The 18,480-nt window shown below is 69.7% G+C and carries 17 protein-coding genes; all 17 read left to right on the plus strand.

What is annotated here, in order from left to right:
- Positions 1 to 196: 196 nt before the first annotated feature.
- The 17 genes from AB0J10_RS23870 (at position 197) to atpD (ending at position 18,314) form a co-directional block, all read left to right on the plus strand.
- Positions 197 to 1,960: a trypsin-like serine protease gene (locus tag AB0J10_RS23870; RefSeq protein ID WP_363064503.1), complete on the plus strand. Its 1,764-nt coding sequence runs from the start codon at positions 197 to 199 to the stop codon at positions 1,958 to 1,960.
- Between the two features lie 340 nt (positions 1,961 to 2,300).
- A complete protein-coding gene (locus tag AB0J10_RS23875) occupies positions 2,301 to 3,389 on the plus strand; it encodes an LCP family protein (protein ID WP_363064504.1) in 1,089 nt (362 codons plus the stop codon).
- 256 nt (positions 3,390 to 3,645) lie between these two features.
- Positions 3,646 to 3,870, plus strand: coding sequence for a 50S ribosomal protein L31 (rpmE, locus tag AB0J10_RS23880; protein ID WP_093662507.1), 225 nt, complete (start codon positions 3,646 to 3,648; stop codon positions 3,868 to 3,870).
- Positions 3,871 to 3,975: 105 nt separating this feature from the next.
- The gene (prfA, locus tag AB0J10_RS23885) at positions 3,976 to 5,049 is read left to right on the plus strand and encodes a peptide chain release factor 1 (RefSeq protein ID WP_363064505.1); all 1,074 of its coding nucleotides are present in this window, start codon (positions 3,976 to 3,978) and stop codon (positions 5,047 to 5,049) included.
- A 42-nt stretch (positions 5,050 to 5,091) separates the two neighbouring features.
- Positions 5,092 to 5,973 (plus strand): peptide chain release factor N(5)-glutamine methyltransferase, encoded by an 882-nt coding sequence (gene prmC / locus AB0J10_RS23890; protein WP_363064506.1) that lies wholly within the window; start codon positions 5,092 to 5,094, stop codon positions 5,971 to 5,973.
- Positions 5,974 to 6,112: 139 nt separating this feature from the next.
- Positions 6,113 to 6,760 (plus strand): L-threonylcarbamoyladenylate synthase, encoded by a 648-nt coding sequence (locus AB0J10_RS23895; protein ID WP_363064507.1) that lies wholly within the window; start codon positions 6,113 to 6,115, stop codon positions 6,758 to 6,760.
- 28 nt (positions 6,761 to 6,788) lie between these two features.
- Positions 6,789 to 7,439, plus strand: a complete 651-nt coding sequence (locus AB0J10_RS23900) for a protein-tyrosine-phosphatase (RefSeq protein WP_363064508.1) — start codon at positions 6,789 to 6,791, stop codon at positions 7,437 to 7,439.
- A 407-nt stretch (positions 7,440 to 7,846) separates the two neighbouring features.
- Complete coding sequence (gene glyA, locus AB0J10_RS23905) at positions 7,847 to 9,109, plus strand: serine hydroxymethyltransferase (RefSeq protein WP_363064509.1); 1,263 nt, start codon at positions 7,847 to 7,849, stop codon at positions 9,107 to 9,109.
- A gap of 113 nt (positions 9,110 to 9,222) precedes the next feature.
- The gene (locus AB0J10_RS23910; RefSeq protein WP_363064510.1) at positions 9,223 to 10,578 is read left to right on the plus strand and encodes an MraY family glycosyltransferase; all 1,356 of its coding nucleotides are present in this window, start codon (positions 9,223 to 9,225) and stop codon (positions 10,576 to 10,578) included.
- 395 nt (positions 10,579 to 10,973) lie between these two features.
- The gene (locus AB0J10_RS23915; RefSeq protein ID WP_363064511.1) at positions 10,974 to 11,411 is read left to right on the plus strand and encodes a hypothetical protein; all 438 of its coding nucleotides are present in this window, start codon (positions 10,974 to 10,976) and stop codon (positions 11,409 to 11,411) included.
- Between the two features lie 274 nt (positions 11,412 to 11,685).
- Positions 11,686 to 12,456: a F0F1 ATP synthase subunit A gene (atpB, locus tag AB0J10_RS23920; RefSeq protein ID WP_363064569.1), complete on the plus strand. Its 771-nt coding sequence runs from the start codon at positions 11,686 to 11,688 to the stop codon at positions 12,454 to 12,456.
- Between the two features lie 79 nt (positions 12,457 to 12,535).
- Entirely contained in the window at positions 12,536 to 12,772 is a 237-nt protein-coding gene (gene atpE / locus AB0J10_RS23925; RefSeq protein ID WP_027735301.1) for an ATP synthase F0 subunit C, read from the plus strand.
- A gap of 41 nt (positions 12,773 to 12,813) precedes the next feature.
- On the plus strand, positions 12,814 to 13,359 hold the full coding sequence (locus AB0J10_RS23930) for a F0F1 ATP synthase subunit B (RefSeq protein ID WP_093662525.1): 546 nt from the start codon (positions 12,814 to 12,816) through the stop codon (positions 13,357 to 13,359).
- Entirely contained in the window at positions 13,356 to 14,171 is an 816-nt protein-coding gene (locus tag AB0J10_RS23935; RefSeq protein WP_363064512.1) for a F0F1 ATP synthase subunit delta, read from the plus strand. The genes AB0J10_RS23930 and AB0J10_RS23935 overlap by 4 nt, the downstream gene beginning before the upstream one ends.
- A 146-nt stretch (positions 14,172 to 14,317) precedes the next feature.
- On the plus strand, positions 14,318 to 15,916 hold the full coding sequence (atpA, locus tag AB0J10_RS23940; protein ID WP_363064513.1) for a F0F1 ATP synthase subunit alpha: 1,599 nt from the start codon (positions 14,318 to 14,320) through the stop codon (positions 15,914 to 15,916).
- A gap of 20 nt (positions 15,917 to 15,936) precedes the next feature.
- Positions 15,937 to 16,860 carry a F0F1 ATP synthase subunit gamma gene (locus AB0J10_RS23945; RefSeq protein WP_363064514.1) on the plus strand — a complete coding sequence of 308 codons (924 nt, stop codon included), beginning with the start codon at positions 15,937 to 15,939 and terminating at the stop codon, positions 16,858 to 16,860.
- On the plus strand, positions 16,860 to 18,314 hold the full coding sequence (gene atpD, locus AB0J10_RS23950) for a F0F1 ATP synthase subunit beta (protein ID WP_363064515.1): 1,455 nt from the start codon (positions 16,860 to 16,862) through the stop codon (positions 18,312 to 18,314). Before AB0J10_RS23945 ends, atpD begins: the two co-directional genes overlap by 1 nt.
- The last annotated feature ends 166 nt before the right edge of the window (positions 18,315 to 18,480 follow it).

Genomic DNA, 18,480 nt, shown 5'->3' on the forward strand with positions numbered 1-18,480 from the left:
CGATTCCGGGTGGGGGGGAATCCACTGCGCGGCACCAGTCGAGGCCGGGGGGCCTCTTGAGGCGTGCTGCCCACAAGACCAGTTGTGCCCCACCGACACCAGAGATTTCTCCGGTGGGGCGGTCGCGCTCTGCCGGGTCTACCCAAGGGGTTACCGAGTGCAGATACGCACCCGCGGTGGCCGGCACAAGCGCCGCATGAGACTCGCGGTACCTGCTGTCGCCGCCATCGTCGCGCTGACCGGCGCCGGCATAGCGATCACCGGCTCCGGGTCGGCCGAGGCCGGTGAGACACCGCAGATCACCGCCGAGTCGCAGAAGCCCGCCCAGCCGTCGCAGGGCGAGCTGCGGGGACGCGTGGTCGCGGCCATGAAGGCCGATGCGAAGAACGAGCGGTCCCTCATCGAGCAGCCCGACTCCGCAGCCGCCGCCGAGGAGACCCGCAGCGCGCCGAGCGCTCGCATCATCGGTGGTTCCACGACCACCATCTCCACCGCGCCCTGGATGGCACAGCTCCACTTCTCCGACGCCGAGGGCAGCTACTTCTGCGGCGGCGTCGTGATCGCCCCGACCAAGGTCGCCACCGCCGCGCACTGCGTCAAGGGCATCAAGTGGTACCAGGACGGCGCGGTCGTCGTCGGTACCGACCGGATGCCGACCCAGAACACCGACGGCTCCTGGGACTTCCACGGCGGCACCGTGCTCGGCGCCTACCGCCAGTGGAACCACCCGCAGTACAGCCCGTACACGATCGACAACGACGTGGCCGTGCTGACGCTGACATCCTCGGTGCCGTCCACGGTCAAGACGCTGCCGCTCGCGCAGCCGACCGACTCCGCGCTGTACCAGGCCGGTCGCGACGGCAAGGTGTACGGATGGGGCCGCACCAGCTCCACCAACCCCAACAGCTCCTCGCAGACGCTGAAGGTCGCCGACGCCGACATCGTCTCCGACACCTCGTGCGCCGCCGCCTACCCCGACGGCTTCATCAAGGGCCACATGGTCTGCGCCGGCGCCGCGCCCACCGGCTCGGACGCCACCAGCGAGACCACCTGCAACGGTGACTCCGGCGGCCCGCTGGTCGTCGGCGGCAAGCTCGCCGGCATCGTCTCCTGGGGCGACGAGAACTGTTCGGCCGCCGGCAAGTACGGCGTGTACGCCAAGGCGACCACGTACTCCGCGCCGATCCAGTCACGTGTCGACGACGCCAACTGGAGCGCTGACCACACCGCGGACCTGATGGCCCGCCGTGCCTCGGACAACTCCCTGTTCAGCTGGCACTCCAAGGTGACGAGTCTCACCCGCACCCACAACCTGGGCAGCTTCAAGGGCGTCAACCTGCTGGTGCAGACCGACCTGGACCGGGACGACAACGAGGACCTGCTGTACCGCGTCGCCAACGGCGACGTCTACTGGGACCACTACGTGCCCGGCCCCGGCGGCACCGAGGGCGACTGGGCGTTCAAGCTCGTGGCCAAGGGCTGGAGCAAGCACAAGCAGATCGTCGCCCCCGGCGACGTCACCGGCGACGAGCTGCCCGACATGCTGGCGATCGACTCCACCGGCACCATGCGCGTCTACCCCGGCAGGGGCAACGGCGGATTCGCCGCGCCGATCGCCGTCGGCTCGGGCTGGGGCACGTTCACGATGGTCCGCGGTCACGGCGACTTCACCGCCGACGGCAAGGCCGACATCTTCGCCCGGAAGAGCGACGGCAAGACCTACCTCTACAAGGGCACCGGTGTCGCCACCAAGCCCTGGGCGGCCCCCGTCCTGGTCGGCGCCTTCGGCGCCATGAACGCCATCGTCACCACCGGCGACGTCAACAGCGACGGTCACGCGGACGTGCTGACCCGCGACACCGCGGGCAAGCTCTGGCTCTACCCGGGCAAGGGCAACGGCGGCTTCAACGCCCGCGTAGCGATGGGCAGCGGCTGGCAGGCATACAACCTGTTCGGCTGATCCCGCAAGGGTCGCAGACCTGGACGGATCCGGCGGAAGCCGCCGGGCGTGGTGGGGCGTCCACCACACGCCCCGGCGGCGGTCCGCGGCGGACGAGCCCTCGGCCCCCGCCGCCCGCCGGAGCGTCGACGCAGGTCACCAAGGGCCTGTGCGCCTCGGTTCCATTCGATGCGCACAGGCCCTTCGTCATGCGTTTCTCATGGACCTCTCAGCTGCCCGTGCAACCCTTCTCGCCCCTCGCAGGTCTCACAGGTGGAGCAACAAAGCTTGACAGGGTGGACGAAACCGTGCCTGAAGACCGTGGCCGGGGGTAATGGGACCTTCGAGGACTTGGGGAGCCATGGCGGACCAGAGCAAGGGCCGAATAGGCGGTACGGGAAGTCGCCGCAAGCCGCCCACCGCGCGGCGCCGGGCCGCGACCCTCGCCGCGTGGTCCGTGGCCGGGCTCGTGCTGGTCGGGGGGTCGGGGCTCGGCTGGGTCTACCTCAAGCTCGACGGCAACATCCAGGGCGTGGACATCAGCGGCCGGCTCGGCACCGACCGTCCGGACGACGTCGACAACGGCTCCATGGACATCCTCGTCCTCGGGTCCGACTCCCGCGCCGGCGCGAACGGCGAGTACGGCAGGGACGAGGGCGGCGCCCGCTCCGACACGGCGATGATCGTGCACATATACGAGGGCCGCAGGAAGGCCGCCGTCGTGTCCGTGCCCCGCGACACCCTGATCGACCGGCCCGGCTGCACCGACAGCCGGGGCGACGACGTTCCCGGCGAGCGCCGCGCCATGTTCAACACGGCGTACGAGGTCGGCGGCCCGGCCTGTGCGGTGAAGACCGTCGAGAAGATCTCCGGCATCCGGATGGACCACTACGTGGAGGTCGACTTCACCGGCTTCAAGAAGCTCGTGGACGAACTCGGCGGGGTGGACGTCACCACCACCGAGGCGATCAGGGACTCCAAGAGCCACCTCGACCTCGAACCCGGCACGCACACGCTCAGCGGGGACCAGGCCCTCGGGCTGGTGCGCACCCGCAAGTCCGTCGGCAACGGCAGCGACCTCGGCCGGATCCAGCTGCAGCAGGCCTTCATCAAGGCGCTGATCCAGCAGGTCAAGGACGTCGGCGTGTTCAGCAACCCGAAGAAGCTGTACGACCTCGCCGACACCGCCACCAAGGCGATCACTCCCGACTCCGAGCTCGACTCCGTCCAGGAGCTCATCGGCCTCGCCAACGGCCTCAAGGGCCTCGGCCCCGGGGACATCCAGATGATCACCATGCCGGTGGACTACGACAAGCGGGACCCGAACCGAGTCGTGCCCCTGGAGAAACAGGGCGCGCAGGTCTGGGCTGCGCTGCGCAACGATCTGCCGATCCCCGCCTCCGCCACCGAGGGCACCGCGGACGGGCAGGCCAAGGGCGTCGTGAAGTAGCCGGACCGGTGCGTGAGCCCCGTCCGGCCCGGCCGTCCGAGCCCCGTCCGGCCCGGCCGTCCGCGACCGGGGCCCGCAGCGGGCCGGGAGCACGGCCGAGTCCTCCCAGGGCGGGGAGGGGCGGACGGGAACAATCGGCGGCGACCCCCGGTTTTGGGAGATGCGGCCGGTCCTGGCAGACTGGTACGTCGGCCCCGGTTCACGTCCGCGCATCCCGCGCGTGCGACCCGGCGCCCTCCCGAATCTAGGAGACACCTTGAAGCGCGACATCCACCCCGAGTACGTCGAGACCCAGGTGAGCTGCACCTGTGGCGCGTCGTTCACGACCCGTAGCACGATCCAGGGCGGCAACATCCGCGCCGAGGTCTGCTCCGAGTGCCACCCGTTCTACACGGGCAAGCAGAAGATCCTCGACACCGGTGGCCGTGTGGCCCGCTTCGAGGCCCGCTTCGGCAAGGCTGCCGGCTCCGCCAAGAAGTAGCGAGCCACTGCGCCGGTCTTCGGCTGCCCCTGCGCGGGCGGCCGGGACCGGCGCTTTGCCGTCTCTCCCGCAGCCACCCAGCCGTACGAGAACCAGGAGCCTTCGATGTTCGAAGCGGTCGAGGAACTGGTCGGCGAGCACGCCGGCCTCGAGAAGCAGCTCGCCGACCCTTCGGTCCACGCCGACCAGGGACACGCGCGCAAGCTCAACAAGCGGTACGCCGAACTGACCCCGATCGTCGGCGCCTACCGCTCCTGGAAGCAGACCGGGGACGACATCGAGACGGCCCGTGAACTCGCCGCGGACGACCCGGACTTCGCCGCCGAGGTGAAGGAGCTGGAGAAGCAGCGCGAGGAGCTCACCGAGAAGCTGCGGCTGCTGCTGGTGCCCCGCGACCCCAGCGACGACAAGGACGTCATCCTGGAGATCAAGGCGGGCGCGGGCGGCGACGAGTCCGCGCTGTTCGCCGGCGACCTGCTGCGGATGTACCTCCGCTACGCCGAGCGCGTCGGCTGGAAGACCGAGATCATCGACGCCACCGAGTCCGAGCTCGGCGGCTACAAGGACGTCCAGGTCGCCGTGAAGCTCAAGGGCAACGCGACGCCGGAGCCCGGCCAGGGCGTCTGGGCGCGTCTGAAGTACGAGGGCGGGGTGCACCGGGTGCAGCGGGTCCCCGCGACCGAGTCCCAGGGACGGATCCACACCTCCGCCGCCGGTGTCCTGGTGACCCCCGAGGCCGAGGAGATCGACGTGGAGATCAACCCCAACGATCTGCGCATCGACGTCTACCGCTCCTCCGGACCCGGCGGCCAGTCCGTCAACACCACGGACTCCGCCGTGCGCATCACGCACATCCCGACCGGAGTCGTCGCCTCCTGCCAGAACGAGAAGAGCCAGCTCCAGAACAAGGAGCAGGCGATGCGTATCCTGCGCTCCAGGCTTCTCGCGGCGGCCCAGGAGGCGGCGGAGCAGGAGGCGGCGGACGCCCGCCGCAGCCAGGTCCGCACGGTCGACCGCTCCGAGAAGATCCGTACGTACAACTTCCCGGAAAACCGCATCTCGGACCACCGCGTCGGCTTCAAGGCGTACAACTTGGACCAGGTGCTCGACGGGGAACTGGACGCCGTGATCCAGGCCTGCGTCGACGCCGACTCCGCCGCGAAGCTCGCCGCGGCGTAAGCCGCGAAACCCCGACAGCCCCGCCCAGCCCGGAGGACCAGCGTGCAGTCGCTCCCCGGGGGACGACCCCGGTACCCCCGCTCCTTGCTGCTTGCCGAGGTGGCCCAGGCCACCCAGCGGCTGGCCGACGCCGGCGTGCCCTCACCGCGCTTCGACGCGGAGGAACTCGCCGCGTTCGTCCACGGCGTCAAGCGCGGCGAACTGCACCTGGTCAAGGACGCGGACTTCGACGCCCGCTACTGGGAGGCCGTCGCCCGCCGCGAGGCCCGCGAGCCGCTGCAGCACATCACCGGGCGCGCCTTCTTCCGCTATCTGGAGCTCCAGGTCGGCCCGGGCGTCTTCGTGCCGCGGCCGGAGACCGAGTCGGTCGTCGGCTGGGCCATAGACGCGGTGCGCGCCATGGACGTCGTGGAGCCGCTCGTCGTCGACCTGTGCTCCGGCTCGGGCGCCATCGCCCTGGCCGTCGCCCAGGAGGTCCCGCGATCGCGCGTGCACGCCGTGGAGCTGTCCGACGACGCGATCGGCTGGACCCGGAAGAACGCCGAGGGGTCCAGGGTCAGCGTCCACCACGGTGACGCCCTCGCCGCCCTGCCCGAGCTCGACGGCCAGGTCGACCTCGTCATCTCCAACCCGCCGTACATCCCGCTCACCGAGTGGGAGTACGTGGCGCCCGAGGCACGTGACCACGATCCACAGATGGCCCTCTTCTCCGGTGAGGACGGTCTCGACACCATCCGCGGCATCGAGCGCACCGCGCACCGGCTGCTGCGCCCGGGCGGTCTCGTCGTCGTCGAGCACGCCGACACCCAGGGCGGCCAGGTGCCCTGGATCTTCAACGAGGAGGCGGGCTGGGCGGACGCGGCCGACCACCCCGACCTGAACAATCGACCGCGCTTCGCGACGGCCCGCAAGGCCCTGCCATGAGGAAGACCGCGCGAGGGTCCCGGTCGGCCCGGGACCGCGCACGACCGGCCGTCGACGCCCGCCCGAGCGACTCGGTGGGGGTCCTCCCGGCCGGCTGCCGGGGGAACAACCGTGTGACCGAAAACGAGGAGGCCCGCTGATGGCTCGGCGATACGACTGCAACGACGCGACGGACCGCACCACCGGCCTGCGCGAAGCCGCCTCGGCCGTCCGGCGCGGCGAGCTCGTCGTGCTGCCCACCGACACCGTCTACGGCATCGGCGCGGACGCCTTCAGCTCCGAGGCCGTCGCCGACCTGCTGGCGGCCAAGGGCCGTGGCCGCAACATGCCCACCCCGGTCCTCATCGGCTCCCCGAACACGCTCCACGGCCTGGTCACCGACTTCTCCGAGCAGGCGTGGGAGCTCGTCGACGCCTTCTGGCCCGGTGCGCTGACGCTCGTCGCCCGGCACCAGCCCTCGCTCCAGTGGGATCTCGGGGACACCCGCGGCACCGTCGCCATCCGCATGCCGCTGCACCCGGTCGCCATCGAACTGCTCACCGAGGTCGGCCCCATGGCCGTGTCCTCCGCCAATCTGACGGGACACCCGGCACCCGAGGACTGCGACGCCGCGCAGGACATGCTGGGCGACTCGGTCTCCGTCTACCTCGACGGCGGCGCGACGCCCGGCAACGTGCCGTCCTCGATCGTCGACGTCACCGGCAAGGTGCCGGTCCTGCTGCGCGCGGGCGCCCTGGAGGCGGACGAACTCCGCAAGGTCGTACCCGACCTCGAGGTGGCGCCGTGACCGGAGCGAACAGCCGGGGGCCGGCGCAGTGACCGTCCCTGAGGGGCGTGGCATAGAAGGTACGGCCGCCGTCGGCGGCACATTCCGGATCCTCCACGTCAGCACCGGCAACGTCTGCCGCTCGCCGATCACCGAGCGGCTGACGCGGCATGCCCTGAGCCACCGGCTGGGCGACCCCCTCACCGGGGGGCTGCTCGTGGAGAGCGCGGGCACCTGGGGCCACGAGGGGGCGCCCATGGAGGCCAACGCCGCGACGGTCCTCACCGACTTCGGCGCGGACCCCAGCGGCTTCACGGGGCGCGAGCTGCTCGACGAGCACGTCATCCGGGCGGACCTGGTGCTCACCGCCACCCGCGACCACCGCGCGCAGGTCATCTCCATGGGCCACTCCGCGGGTCTGCGCACATTCACGCTGAAGGAGTTCACCCGGCTCGTCCGGGCGATAGACCCGGCGACCCTGCCGGACCCCGACCACGACGGTGTCGTCGAGCGGGCCCGGGCCCTGGTCCGGGCGGCCGCGGCACTGCGCGGCTGGCTGCTGGCGCCGAGCGCGGAGGCGGACGAGGTCCACGACCCGTACGGGGGGCCCATCACCTTCTTCCGCTCCATCGGCGACGAGATCCACCAGGCGCTCGACCCCGTGCTGACTGCGCTCACGGGCGTACCGGCCCGCCGCTGAGGACCACGGCGGGGCGGGCCGCTGCCATGTGCTCCTCGCACTCCCCGTGGTCTCCGCACCGTCTCAGGGGCCGGCCCGCCCGGGCCCTGGCCGGGGCGTTCCGGACGACGGCCGCCGCTCACGCTTCCGGCCCGTCGTCCCCGCACCTCGTCCTCGCGCTCACCCGGTCCGGGACGCCGGACCCCACGACGTACCCGCCGCGGTCGCCCCGGTCGGCGTGCGTGGCGGCCCGGAACGCCGCACGTCCCCGCCCCGGGTGACGAGCACCGGAAGAGCGGTCCCGGGCCGGTGATCGGGGGCGAGGGCCGGACGGCCGAATCCGGGCCGCCGGACACCGGGCGGCCATGCCCGCCCGGGCCTACATTGGAGGGGCCGTACACCCCCCCACGTGAGGCCGGGAGACCACGATGCCGGTCAGTACCCCCGCACCCGCCCGCACCCCTGCCGCGCCCGCCGGCCTCGACGTTCTGCGCCGCCAGGACCCCGAGATCGCCGAGGTCGTGCTCGCCGAGACGACCAGGCAGGCCGACAGCCTCCAGCTGATCGCCGCGGAGAACTTCACCTCGCCGGCGGTCCTCGCGGCGCTGGGCTCCCCGCTCGCCAACAAGTACGCCGAGGGCTATCCCGGTGCGCGTCACCACGGCGGCTGCGAACTCGTCGACGCCGCCGAACGGATCGCCGTCGACCGCGCCACCGCCCTCTTCGGCGCCGACCACGCCAACGTGCAGCCCCACTCCGGCTCCTCGGCCGTCCTCGCCGCGTACGCGGCGCTGCTGCGGCCGGGCGACACCGTCCTCGCGATGGGCCTGGCCTTCGGCGGGCACCTCACACACGGCTCACCGGCCAACTTCTCCGGCCGCTGGTTCACGTTCGTGCCGTACGGCGTCGACGCCGAGTCGGGGCTGCTCGACCACGAGCACATCCTCAGGCTCGCCCGCGAGCACCGCCCCAAGGCGATCGTCTGCGGCTCGATCTCCTACCCCCGGCACCTCGACTACGCCGCGTTCCGGGAGATCGCCGACGAGGTGGGTGCGTACCTCATCGCCGACGCCGCGCATCCGATGGGCCTGATCGCCGGGGGAGCGGCCCCCAGTCCGGTCCCGTACGCGGACGTCGTGTGCGCCACGACGCACAAGGTGCTGCGCGGTCCGCGCGGAGGGATGCTCCTCTGCGGCAGCCATCTGGCGGAGCGGATCGATCGGGCGGTGTTCCCCTTCACCCAGGGTGGTGCCCAGATGCACACGATCGCCGCAAAGGCCGTGGCCTTCGGCGAGGCGGCGACCCCGGGGTTCGCCGGCTACGCCCACCACGTCGTCGCCAACGCCAGGGTCCTGGCGGAAGGGCTGGAGGCGGAGGGCTTCGCGGTCACCACCGGCGGCACGGACACCCATCTGATCACCGCGGACCCGGCGCCGCTGGGCGTGGACGGCCGCACGGCGCGCGGTCGGCTCGCCGCCGCCGGGATGGTGCTCGACACCTGTGCGCTGCCGTACGGCGACGGCCGTGGCATCCGCCTCGGCACCGCGGCCGTCACCACCCAGGGCATGGGTGAGGCCGAGATGGCGAGGATCGCCGTGCTCTTCACCACGGCGCTGCGTGCGGAGGGCGAGGAGATCCACCGCGTTCGCGAAGAGGTGCGGGAACTGGTGGGGAGGTTTCCGCCGTATTGAGGGCAGACGCGAAGGCCCTGCAACCGTCCGGGCCGCTCGTATGTCCTCAAGCATGTGGCCAACAAAGCTAGTGTGTGGGGCTGAGATGGCCAGCGATTCCTCTGGGGCAGCCCGTGCGTGATTACCTGCTGACGCTCTGTGTCACGGCTGCGGTGACCTACCTTCTGACCGGACCGGTGCGGAAGTTCGCCATCGCGACCGGAGCGATGCCGGAGATCCGGGCCCGCGACGTCCACCGCGAACCGACGCCGCGGCTCGGCGGCATCGCCATGTTCTTCGGCCTCTGCGCCGGCCTTCTCGTCGCCGACCACCTGAGCAATCTCAACAGCGTGTTCGAACTGTCCAACGAACCCCGCGCCCTGCTCTCCGGCGCCGCGCTGATCTGGCTGATCGGTGTGCTGGACGACAAGTTCGAGATCGACGCCCTGATCAAGCTCGGCGGCCAGATGATCGCCGCGGGCGTGATGGTGATGCAGGGTCTGACGATCCTGTGGCTGCCGATCCCGGGCGTCGGCACGGTCTCCCTGACCCAGTGGCAGGGCACGCTGCTGACGGTCGCGCTGGTCGTCATCACGATCAACGCGGTGAACTTCGTGGACGGCCTGGACGGTCTGGCCGCGGGCATGGTGTGCATCGCGTCCGCGGCGTTCTTCCTGTACGCGTACCGGATCTGGTTCGGCTACGGGATCGAGGCCGCGGCCCCGGCGACGCTGTTCGCCTCCGTCCTTATGGGCATGTGCCTGGGCTTCCTGCCGCACAACATGCATCCGGCGCGGATCTTCATGGGCGACTCGGGGTCGATGCTGATCGGCCTGGTGCTGGCCGCGTCCGCGATCTCGGTCACCGGCCAGGTGGACCCGGACGCGCTGAAGCTGTTCGAGGGAAGCACCCGGCAGGCCACCCACGCGGCACTGCCGGTCTTCATCCCGCTGCTGCTGCCGCTGACGATCATCGCGATCCCCGTGGCGGATCTGCTGCTGGCGATCGTCCGCCGGACCTGGAAGGGCAAGTCGCCCTTCGCCGCCGACCGCGGCCATCTCCACCACCGACTGCTGGAGATCGGGCACTCGCACAGCCGTGCGGTGCTGATCATGTACTTCTGGTCGGCCCTGATCGCGTTCGGCGTGGTCCTGTACTCGGTGCACAGCGCCTCGATGTGGATCGTCTTCGCGATCGTGGTGCTCAGCTTCGTGGGCCTGGTGCTCCTGCTGCTGCCGCGCTTCACCCCGCGGGCGCCGCGCTGGGCGGAGTCCTTCGTCCCGCCGCGCTACCGCCGCCGTCCGCGCCCCGTGGTGCCGGCGCCGCCCACGGCGGTACCGGGCGTCCCGGCCGCCACGGCACCGGATCCCACCGATCCCGCCGACGCTGCCGCGGTCAGCCCCGACGAGGGGCGCATCCCGGTGCCTGCCGGCATCAACGGGGCGACGGCGATCGGCGCGCGCTCGCGGTTCACGGCGGCGAGGAAGTAGCGTCAACAGACGCATGGTGCGATCGGTCGCACAATGTGACGAACGGAGTGGGTCGGCCGCGGGACCGGGGCGCGTCTTCTCCGTGGTCGCAGGGACCAGGGTTCCTGCGCTCCGTGCGTCGCGGGATGCCGACGCCAGGCTCATTCAAGGCCATTACCAGACAAAGTGGTCTACCGTCATGCACACACGCGCGGCCTCACTCTCATGTGTGAGAGTTGGCACACCAGCGGGTAAAGACCTATTCAAATAGTTTGTGATACGGTTCACGAGAGCCGGAGACAGAGCCGGGAGACCGCAGTGCGACGGTGTCCTCGGTGCCCGAGACCCACCTCGGACCGGATCTACGCTCGTCCTTGACGACACCAGTGCCCCCACCACCCCGCGGAGCCGCCGCCATGCCGTCCAACGACGTCCGGACTCTCCTTCAGACCGTCGTGCCCACCGCTGCCGTCGGCGTGATCGCCGCGGTCGTCAGCGGTGTGCTCGCCGGCGGCAAGGGAGCCCTCGGCGCGATCGTCGGCACCCTGGTGGTCATCGTCTTCATGGGGATCGGGATCGTGGTCCTGCAGAGGACGGCGAAGCACCTCCCGCAGTTGTTCCAGGCGATGGGCCTGATGCTCTACACGACCCAGTTGCTCGTGTTGTTCATCTTCGTCGCCGCCTTCAAGGACACCACGCTGTTCAACCCCAGGACGTTCGCGGCCTCCATCGTCGCGTCGACGCTCGTCTGGGTGGCCGCGCAGGCCCGTGCCCACATGAAGGCCAAGATCCTCTACGTCGAACCGGAGCCGTCGGATCCCCGCAAGGGCGAGAAGACGGGGCCGTCGACGTGACGGGTAGGGCCGGGATAAGTGCGCGTTCGAGAAACTGCTATCGTCCGGTGCCAACTGCGGCACTGCGGGCGCGGGCATCTGAGCTGACGCCTGCTCGAACGCGAGGCCTCGATGCCTGACCGCCGCCCCCACATCCGAAACACCAGTCCGGTGCCGACTCGCGGCTGCGCGCCGCGCCGACACAACGAGGTTGCCGAACCCATGCGTCACGCCGAAGGAGCCCGCGGTGAGTGCTGAACAGACCACGCTCGCCTTTGACTGGAGCTGCCGCATCATGGCCGACAACGGCTGTGGCTTTCCGGCACCGGGCCTGCACTCCTTCCTCTTCCAGCCGATCTTCACCGTCGGCGGCTACGGCTTCAACAAGGTGATGCTGCTCGCGCTGATCACCACGCTCGTCGTCGTCGGCTTCTTCTATGCGGCGTTCGGCAAGGCGAAGGTCGTCCCGGGCAAGCTGCAGATGATCGGCGAGGCCGGCTACGACTTCGTGCGCCGCGGGATCGTCTACGAGACCATCGGAAAGCGCGAGGGCGAGAAGTACGTCCCGCTGATGGTCTCGATCTTCTTCTTCGTATGGATCATGAACATCTGGTCCGTGATCCCGCTGGCGCAGTTCCCGGTGGCGTCGATCATCGCGTACCCGATGGTCCTGGCGCTCATCGTCTACGTGCTCTGGGTGTCCCTGACCTTCAAGCGCCACGGCTTCGTCGGCGGCTGGAAGAACATCACCGGTTACGACCCCTCGCTCGGCCCGATCAAGTGGCTCGTGTCGTTCATCGAGTTCTTCTCGAACCTGCTCGTCCGCCCGTTCACCCACGCGGTCCGGCTCTTCGCCAACATGTTCGCCGGTCACCTGATGCTGGTGATGTTCACCGTCGCCTCCTGGTACCTGCTGAACAGCTGGCTGATCCCGGCCGCCGGCGTCTCCTTCGTGATGACGATGGGCATGATCGGCTTCGAGCTCTTCGTCCAGGCCGTCCAGGCGTACGTCTTCGTCCTGCTGGCCTGCTCCTACATTCAGGGCGCTCTCGCCGAGCACCACTGAGTCGCACCTCGCCCGCACCACCCCCCGAACGTCCGGTGGCCAACCCCCACCGGTCCGTGAATGAAAAGGAAGAATCAGCATGGCTGCCACTGAGACCCTCGCCGCTGTCACCGGTTCGCTCGGCTCCATCGGTTACGGCCTCGCCGCCATCGGCCCCGGCATCGGCGTCGGCATCGTCTTCGGTAACGGCACCCAGGCTCTGGCCCGTCAGCCCGAGGCTGCCGGCCTGATCCGTGCCAACCAGATCCTCGGCTTCGCCTTCTGTGAGGCGCTCGCCCTCATCGGCATCGTCATGCCGTTCGTTTACGGTCCGTGATCTAGGCCCTCACCGACCATTTATCGACGAAAGGCACTGATGTGATCGCCAACCTTCAGCTGGCGGCGGAGGGAGCGCAGAACCCGCTCCTTCCCCCGGGTCCCGAGCTGCTCGTCGGCACGATCGCCTTCGCCATCGTCTTCTTCTTCCTCGCCAAGAAGCTCCTCCCGAACATCAACAAGGTTCTGGAAGAGCGCCGCGAGGCCATCGAAGGCGGCATGGAGAAGGCCGAGGCGGCCCAGGTCGAGGCCCAGAGCGTGCTCGAGCAGTACCGCGCTCAGCTCGCCGAGGCCCGTCACGAGGCCGCGCGTCTGCGCCAGGAGGCCACGGAGCAGGGCGCCGCGATCATCGCCGAGATGCGCGCGGAAGGCCAGCGGCAGCGCGAGGAGATCGTCGCCGCCGGTCACGCCCAGATCGAGGCCGACCGCAAGGCAGCGGCGTCCGCGCTGCGCCAGGACGTGGGCAAGCTCGCCACCGACCTGGCCGGCAAGCTGGTCGGTGAGTCCCTCGAGGACCACGCCCGCCAGAGCCGCGTCATCGACCGCTTCCTCGACGAGCTCGAGGAGAAGGCCGAGGCTGCCCGATGAACGGAGCGAGCCGCGAGGCACTGGCCGCCGCACGCGAGCGTCTCGACGCGCTGACCGACAGCACGTCGGTCGACGCGGCGAAGCTCGCCGAGGAGCTGGTCGCCGTTACCGCGCTGCTCGACCGCGAGGTGTCGCTGCGTCGGGTCCTGACCGACCCGGCGCAGCCCGGTGAGGGCAAGGTCGAGCTGGCCGCGCGACTGCTGAGCGGTCAGGTGGGCGGCGAGGCCGTCGACCTGGTCTCCGGCATGGTCCGTTCCCGCTGGTCGCAGTCCCGCGACCTGGTGGACGCGCTCGAGGAGCTGGCGACCACCGCCGAGCTCACGGCCGCGCAGAAGGCCGGCGCCCTGGACGACGTGGAGGACGAGCTGTTCCGGTTCGGCCGGATCGTCTCCTCCAACCCGGAGCTGCGCGCCGCGCTGACCGACCGGACCGCCACGGTGGCCGCCAAGTCCCAGCTGGTCCGCAGCCTCCTCGGGGGCAAGGCCAACGCCGGCACCGAGCGGCTAGTGGCCCGTCTCGTCACGGCCCCGCGTGGACGTAGCCTGGAAGCGGGACTCGAGTCCCTCTCCAAGCTCGCCGCCGAGCGCCGGAACCGGACGGTCGCCGTGGTCACCTCCGCGGTACCGCTGTCCGACCGGCAGAAGCAGCGCCTCGGAGCCGTACTGGCGAACGTGTACGGCCGCGAGATGCACCTGAACCTGGACGTGGACCCCGAGGTCCTCGGCGGGATCTCGGTGCGGGTCGGCGACGAGCTGATCGACGGTACGGTCCTGGACCGCATCGCCGAGGCGCAGCGCCGTCTCGCGGGCTGACCGGCCACCAAGTCAAACAAGAATTGCTAGAGCGGCCCGGTTGGGCCGCAGAGGATTCCTGGGGGTCCCGCGGCGCGAGCCGTCATGGACACAGCCCCAGACCCCCAAAGAAACTTCGGGCCCAACAAGGAGAGCAGGGAACCCAGATGGCGGAGCTCACGATCCGGCCGGAGGAGATCCGGGACGCGCTGGAGAACTTTGTCCAGTCGTACAAGCCGGACGCGGCCTCGCGCGAGGAGGTCGGTACGGTCAGCCTTGCCGGCGACGGCATCGCGAAGGTCGAGGGTCTTCCCTCGACGATGGCCAACGAACTGCTGAAGTTCGAGGACGGCACCCTCGGCCTCGCCCTCAACCTCGAGGACCGCGAGATCGGTGCCATCGTCCTCGGTGAGTTCAGCGGCATCGAGGAGGGCCAGCCGGTCCAGCGCACCGGCGAGGTCCTGTCCGTCGCCGTCGGCGAGGGCTACCTCGGCCGCGTTGTCGACCCGCTCGGCAACCCGATCGACGGCCTCGGCGAGATCGAGACCTCGGGCCGCCGCGCCCTCGAGCTGCAGGCCCCCACGGTCATGCAGCGCAAGTCGGTCCACGAGCCCATGGAGACGGGCTACAAGGCCGTCGACGCGATGACCCCGGTCGGCCGCGGCCAGCGTCAGCTGATCATTGGCGACCGCCAGACCGGCAAGACCGCCCTGGCCGTCGACACGATCATCAACCAGCGCGACAACTGGCGCTCGGGCGACCCGAAGAAGCAGGTCCGCTGCATCTACGTCGCCGTCGGCCAGAAGGGCTCCACCATCGCGTCCGTGCGTGGCGCGCTGGAGGAGGCCGGTGCACTCGAGTACACGACGATCGTCGCCGCCCCGGCGTCCGACCCGGCCGGCTTCAAGTACCTGGCGCCGTACACCGGCTCGGCCATCGGCCAGCACTGGATGTACGAGGGCAAGCACGTCCTCATCGTCTTCGACGACCTGTCGAAGCAGGCCGACGCCTACCGCGCCGTGTCGCTGCTGCTGCGCCGCCCGCCGGGCCGTGAGGCCTACCCGGGTGACGTCTTCTACCTGCACTCCCGTCTTCTGGAGCGCTGCGCCAAGCTGTCCGACGACATGGGCGCCGGTTCGATGACCGGTCTGCCGATCGTCGAGACCAAGGCCAACGACGTCTCGGCGTTCATCCCGACCAACGTCATCTCCATCACCGATGGCCAGTGCTTCCTGGAGTCCGACCTGTTCAACGCCGGTCAGCGCCCGGCCCTGAACGTCGGTATCTCGGTCTCCCGCGTCGGTGGCTCCGCCCAGCACAAGGCCATGAAGCAGGTCTCCGGCCGACTCCGTGTGGACCTGGCCCAGTACCGCGAGCTGGAGGCGTTCGCCGCCTTCGGTTCCGACCTGGACGCCGCTTCCAAGTCCGCCCTGGAGCGCGGCAAGCGCATGGTCGAGCTGCTGAAGCAGCCGCAGTACGCCCCGTACCCGACGGAGAACCAGGTCGTCTCCATCTGGGCCGGCACCACCGGCAAGATGGACGACGTCCCGGTCGAGGACATCCGCCGCTTCGAGTCCGAGCTGCTCGAGTTCCTGCACCGCGAGCACAAGACGCTGATGACCTCCATCCGCGAGGGCGGCAAGATGTCCGACGACCTGCTCGAGAAGCTGGCCGAGGCGATCGCCGACTTCAAGAAGCAGTTCGAGACCTCCGACGGCAGGCTGCTCGGCGAGGACGCTCCGGCGACCGTCAACGTCTCGAAGTGACGACGGAAGGGACCTGACTCATGGGAGCCCAGCTCCGGGTCTACAAGCGTCGTATCAAGTCGGTCACCGCGACGAAGAAGATCACCAAGGCGATGGAGATGATCTCCGCCTCGCGCATCGTCAAGGCGCAGCGCAAGGTGGCGGCCTCAACGCCGTACGCGACCGAGCTGACCCGCGCGGTCACGGCGGTGGCCACCGGTTCGAACACGAAGCACCCGCTGACCACGGAGGCGGAGTCCCCGGCCCGTGCCGCGGTCCTGCTCCTCACGAGCGACCGCGGGCTGGCCGGCGGCTACTCCTCGAACGCCATCAAGACGGCCGCCCGGCTGACCGAGCGGCTCCGCGGCGAGGGCAAGGAGGTCGACACCTATGTCGTCGGCCGCAAGGGCGTGGCCTACTACGGCTTCCGTGAACTGAAGATCGCGGACTCGTGGACGGGCTTCACCGACAACCCGTCGTACGCCAACGCCAAGGAGATCGCGGCACCGCTGATCGAGGCGATCGAGAAGGAGACGGCCGAGGGCGGCGTGGACGAGCTCCACATCGTCTTCACCGAGTTCGTCTCGATGCTGACGCAGACGCCGATCGACGGCCGGCTGCTGCCGCTCAGCCTCGACGAGGCGAAGGCGGAGACCGGGGGCGGCGGGAAGGACGAACTGCTTCCGCTGTTCGACTTCGAGCCGTCGGCGGAGGACGTCCTCGACGCACTGCTTCCGCGGTACGTCGAGAGCCGGATCTACAACGCACTGCTGCAGGCCGCGGCTTCCGAGCACGCGTCCCGCCGCAAGGCGATGAAGTCGGCGACCGACAACGCGGGTGATCTGATCAACACGTACACCCGACTTGCCAACGCGGCCCGCCAGGCCGACATCACCCAGGAAATCAGCGAGATCGTCGGTGGCGCGAGCGCCCTGGCCGACGCGACCGCGGGGAGTGACTACTAATGACCACCACTGTTGAGCCGACCGCTCCTGCTGGCGTGGCCACTGGCCGCGTCGCGCGGGTCATCGGCCCGGTCGTCGACGTGGAGTTCCCCGTCGACGCGATGCCGGAGATCTACAACGCGCTGAACGTCGAGGTGCCGGACCCGGCGAACCCGGGCACCACCAAGACCCTCACGCTCGAGGTCGCGCAGCACCTCGGCGAGGGCGTCGTCCGCACCATCTCGATGCAGCCCACCGACGGTCTGGTCCGCCAGGCCGCGGTGACCGACACGGGCAAGGGCATCACCGTCCCGGTCGGTGACTTCACCAAGGGCAAGGTGTTCAACACCCTCGGTGAGGTGCTGAACGAGCCGGAGGCGAACGGCCAGGAGTCCGAGCGCTGGGAGATCCACCGCAAGGCCCCGAAGTTCGAGGACCTCGAGTCGAAGACCGAGATGTTCGAGACCGGCCTGAAGGTCGTCGACCTTCTCACCCCGTACGTCAAGGGTGGAAAGATCGGTCTGTTCGGTGGTGCCGGTGTCGGCAAGACCGTCCTCATCCAGGAAATGATCATGCGTGTGGCGAAGCTGCACGAGGGTGTTTCCGTGTTCGCCGGCGTCGGTGAGCGCACCCGTGAGGGCAACGACCTCATCGCCGAGATGGAAGAGTCCGGTGTTCTGGACAAGACCGCCCTGGTCTTCGGCCAGATGGACGAGCCCCCGGGCACCCGTCTGCGCGTCGCCCTGGCCGGTCTGACCATGGCGGAGTACTTCCGCGATGTGCAGAAGCAGGACGTGCTGTTCTTCATCGACAACATCTTCCGCTTCACCCAGGCGGGTTCCGAGGTGTCCACCCTGCTCGGCCGTATGCCGTCCGCGGTGGGTTACCAGCCGAACCTGGCGGACGAGATGGGCCTCCTCCAGGAGCGCATCACCTCGACCCGCGGTCACTCGATCACCTCGATGCAGGCGATCTACGTCCCCGCGGACGACCTGACCGACCCGGCGCCGGCGACCACCTTCGCCCACCTCGACGCGACGACGGTTCTCTCCCGTCCGATCTCCGAGAAGGGCATCTACCCCGCGGTGGACCCGCTGGACTCCACGTCCCGCATCCTGGACCCGCGCTACATCTCGCAGGACCACTACACGACCGCCATGCGCGTCAAGGGGATCCTGCAGAAGTACAAGGACCTCCAGGACATCATCGCGATCCTCGGCATCGACGAGCTGGGCGAGGAGGACAAGCTGGTCGTCCACCGTGCCCGTCGTGTCGAGCGGTTCCTGTCCCAGAACACCCACGCGGCGAAGCAGTTCACCGGTGTGGACGGTTCGGACGTTCCGCTGGACGAGTCGATCGCCGCGTTCAACGCGATCTGCGACGGCGACTTCGACCACTTCCCGGAGCAGGCCTTCTTCATGTGCGGTGGTCTCGAGGACCTCAAGAAGAACGCCAAGGAGCTCGGCGTCTCCTGAGTCCCGTGACTCATGACGGGGGGCGGGGTCCGTCCCGCCCCCCTTCTCACGCCCTTCCGGGGTACTGAATCAGCCGCCCGCGCGGCGGGCCCCGGACGGCCCCGGGCGTTTCGGCGCCCGGGCCCCCATTAGACTTATGACCCAACACCCGGCATGACCGCCGGGT

This window comes from Streptomyces sp. NPDC049887, from assembly GCF_040656535.1.
Lineage (GTDB): Bacteria > Actinomycetota > Actinomycetes > Streptomycetales > Streptomycetaceae > Streptomyces.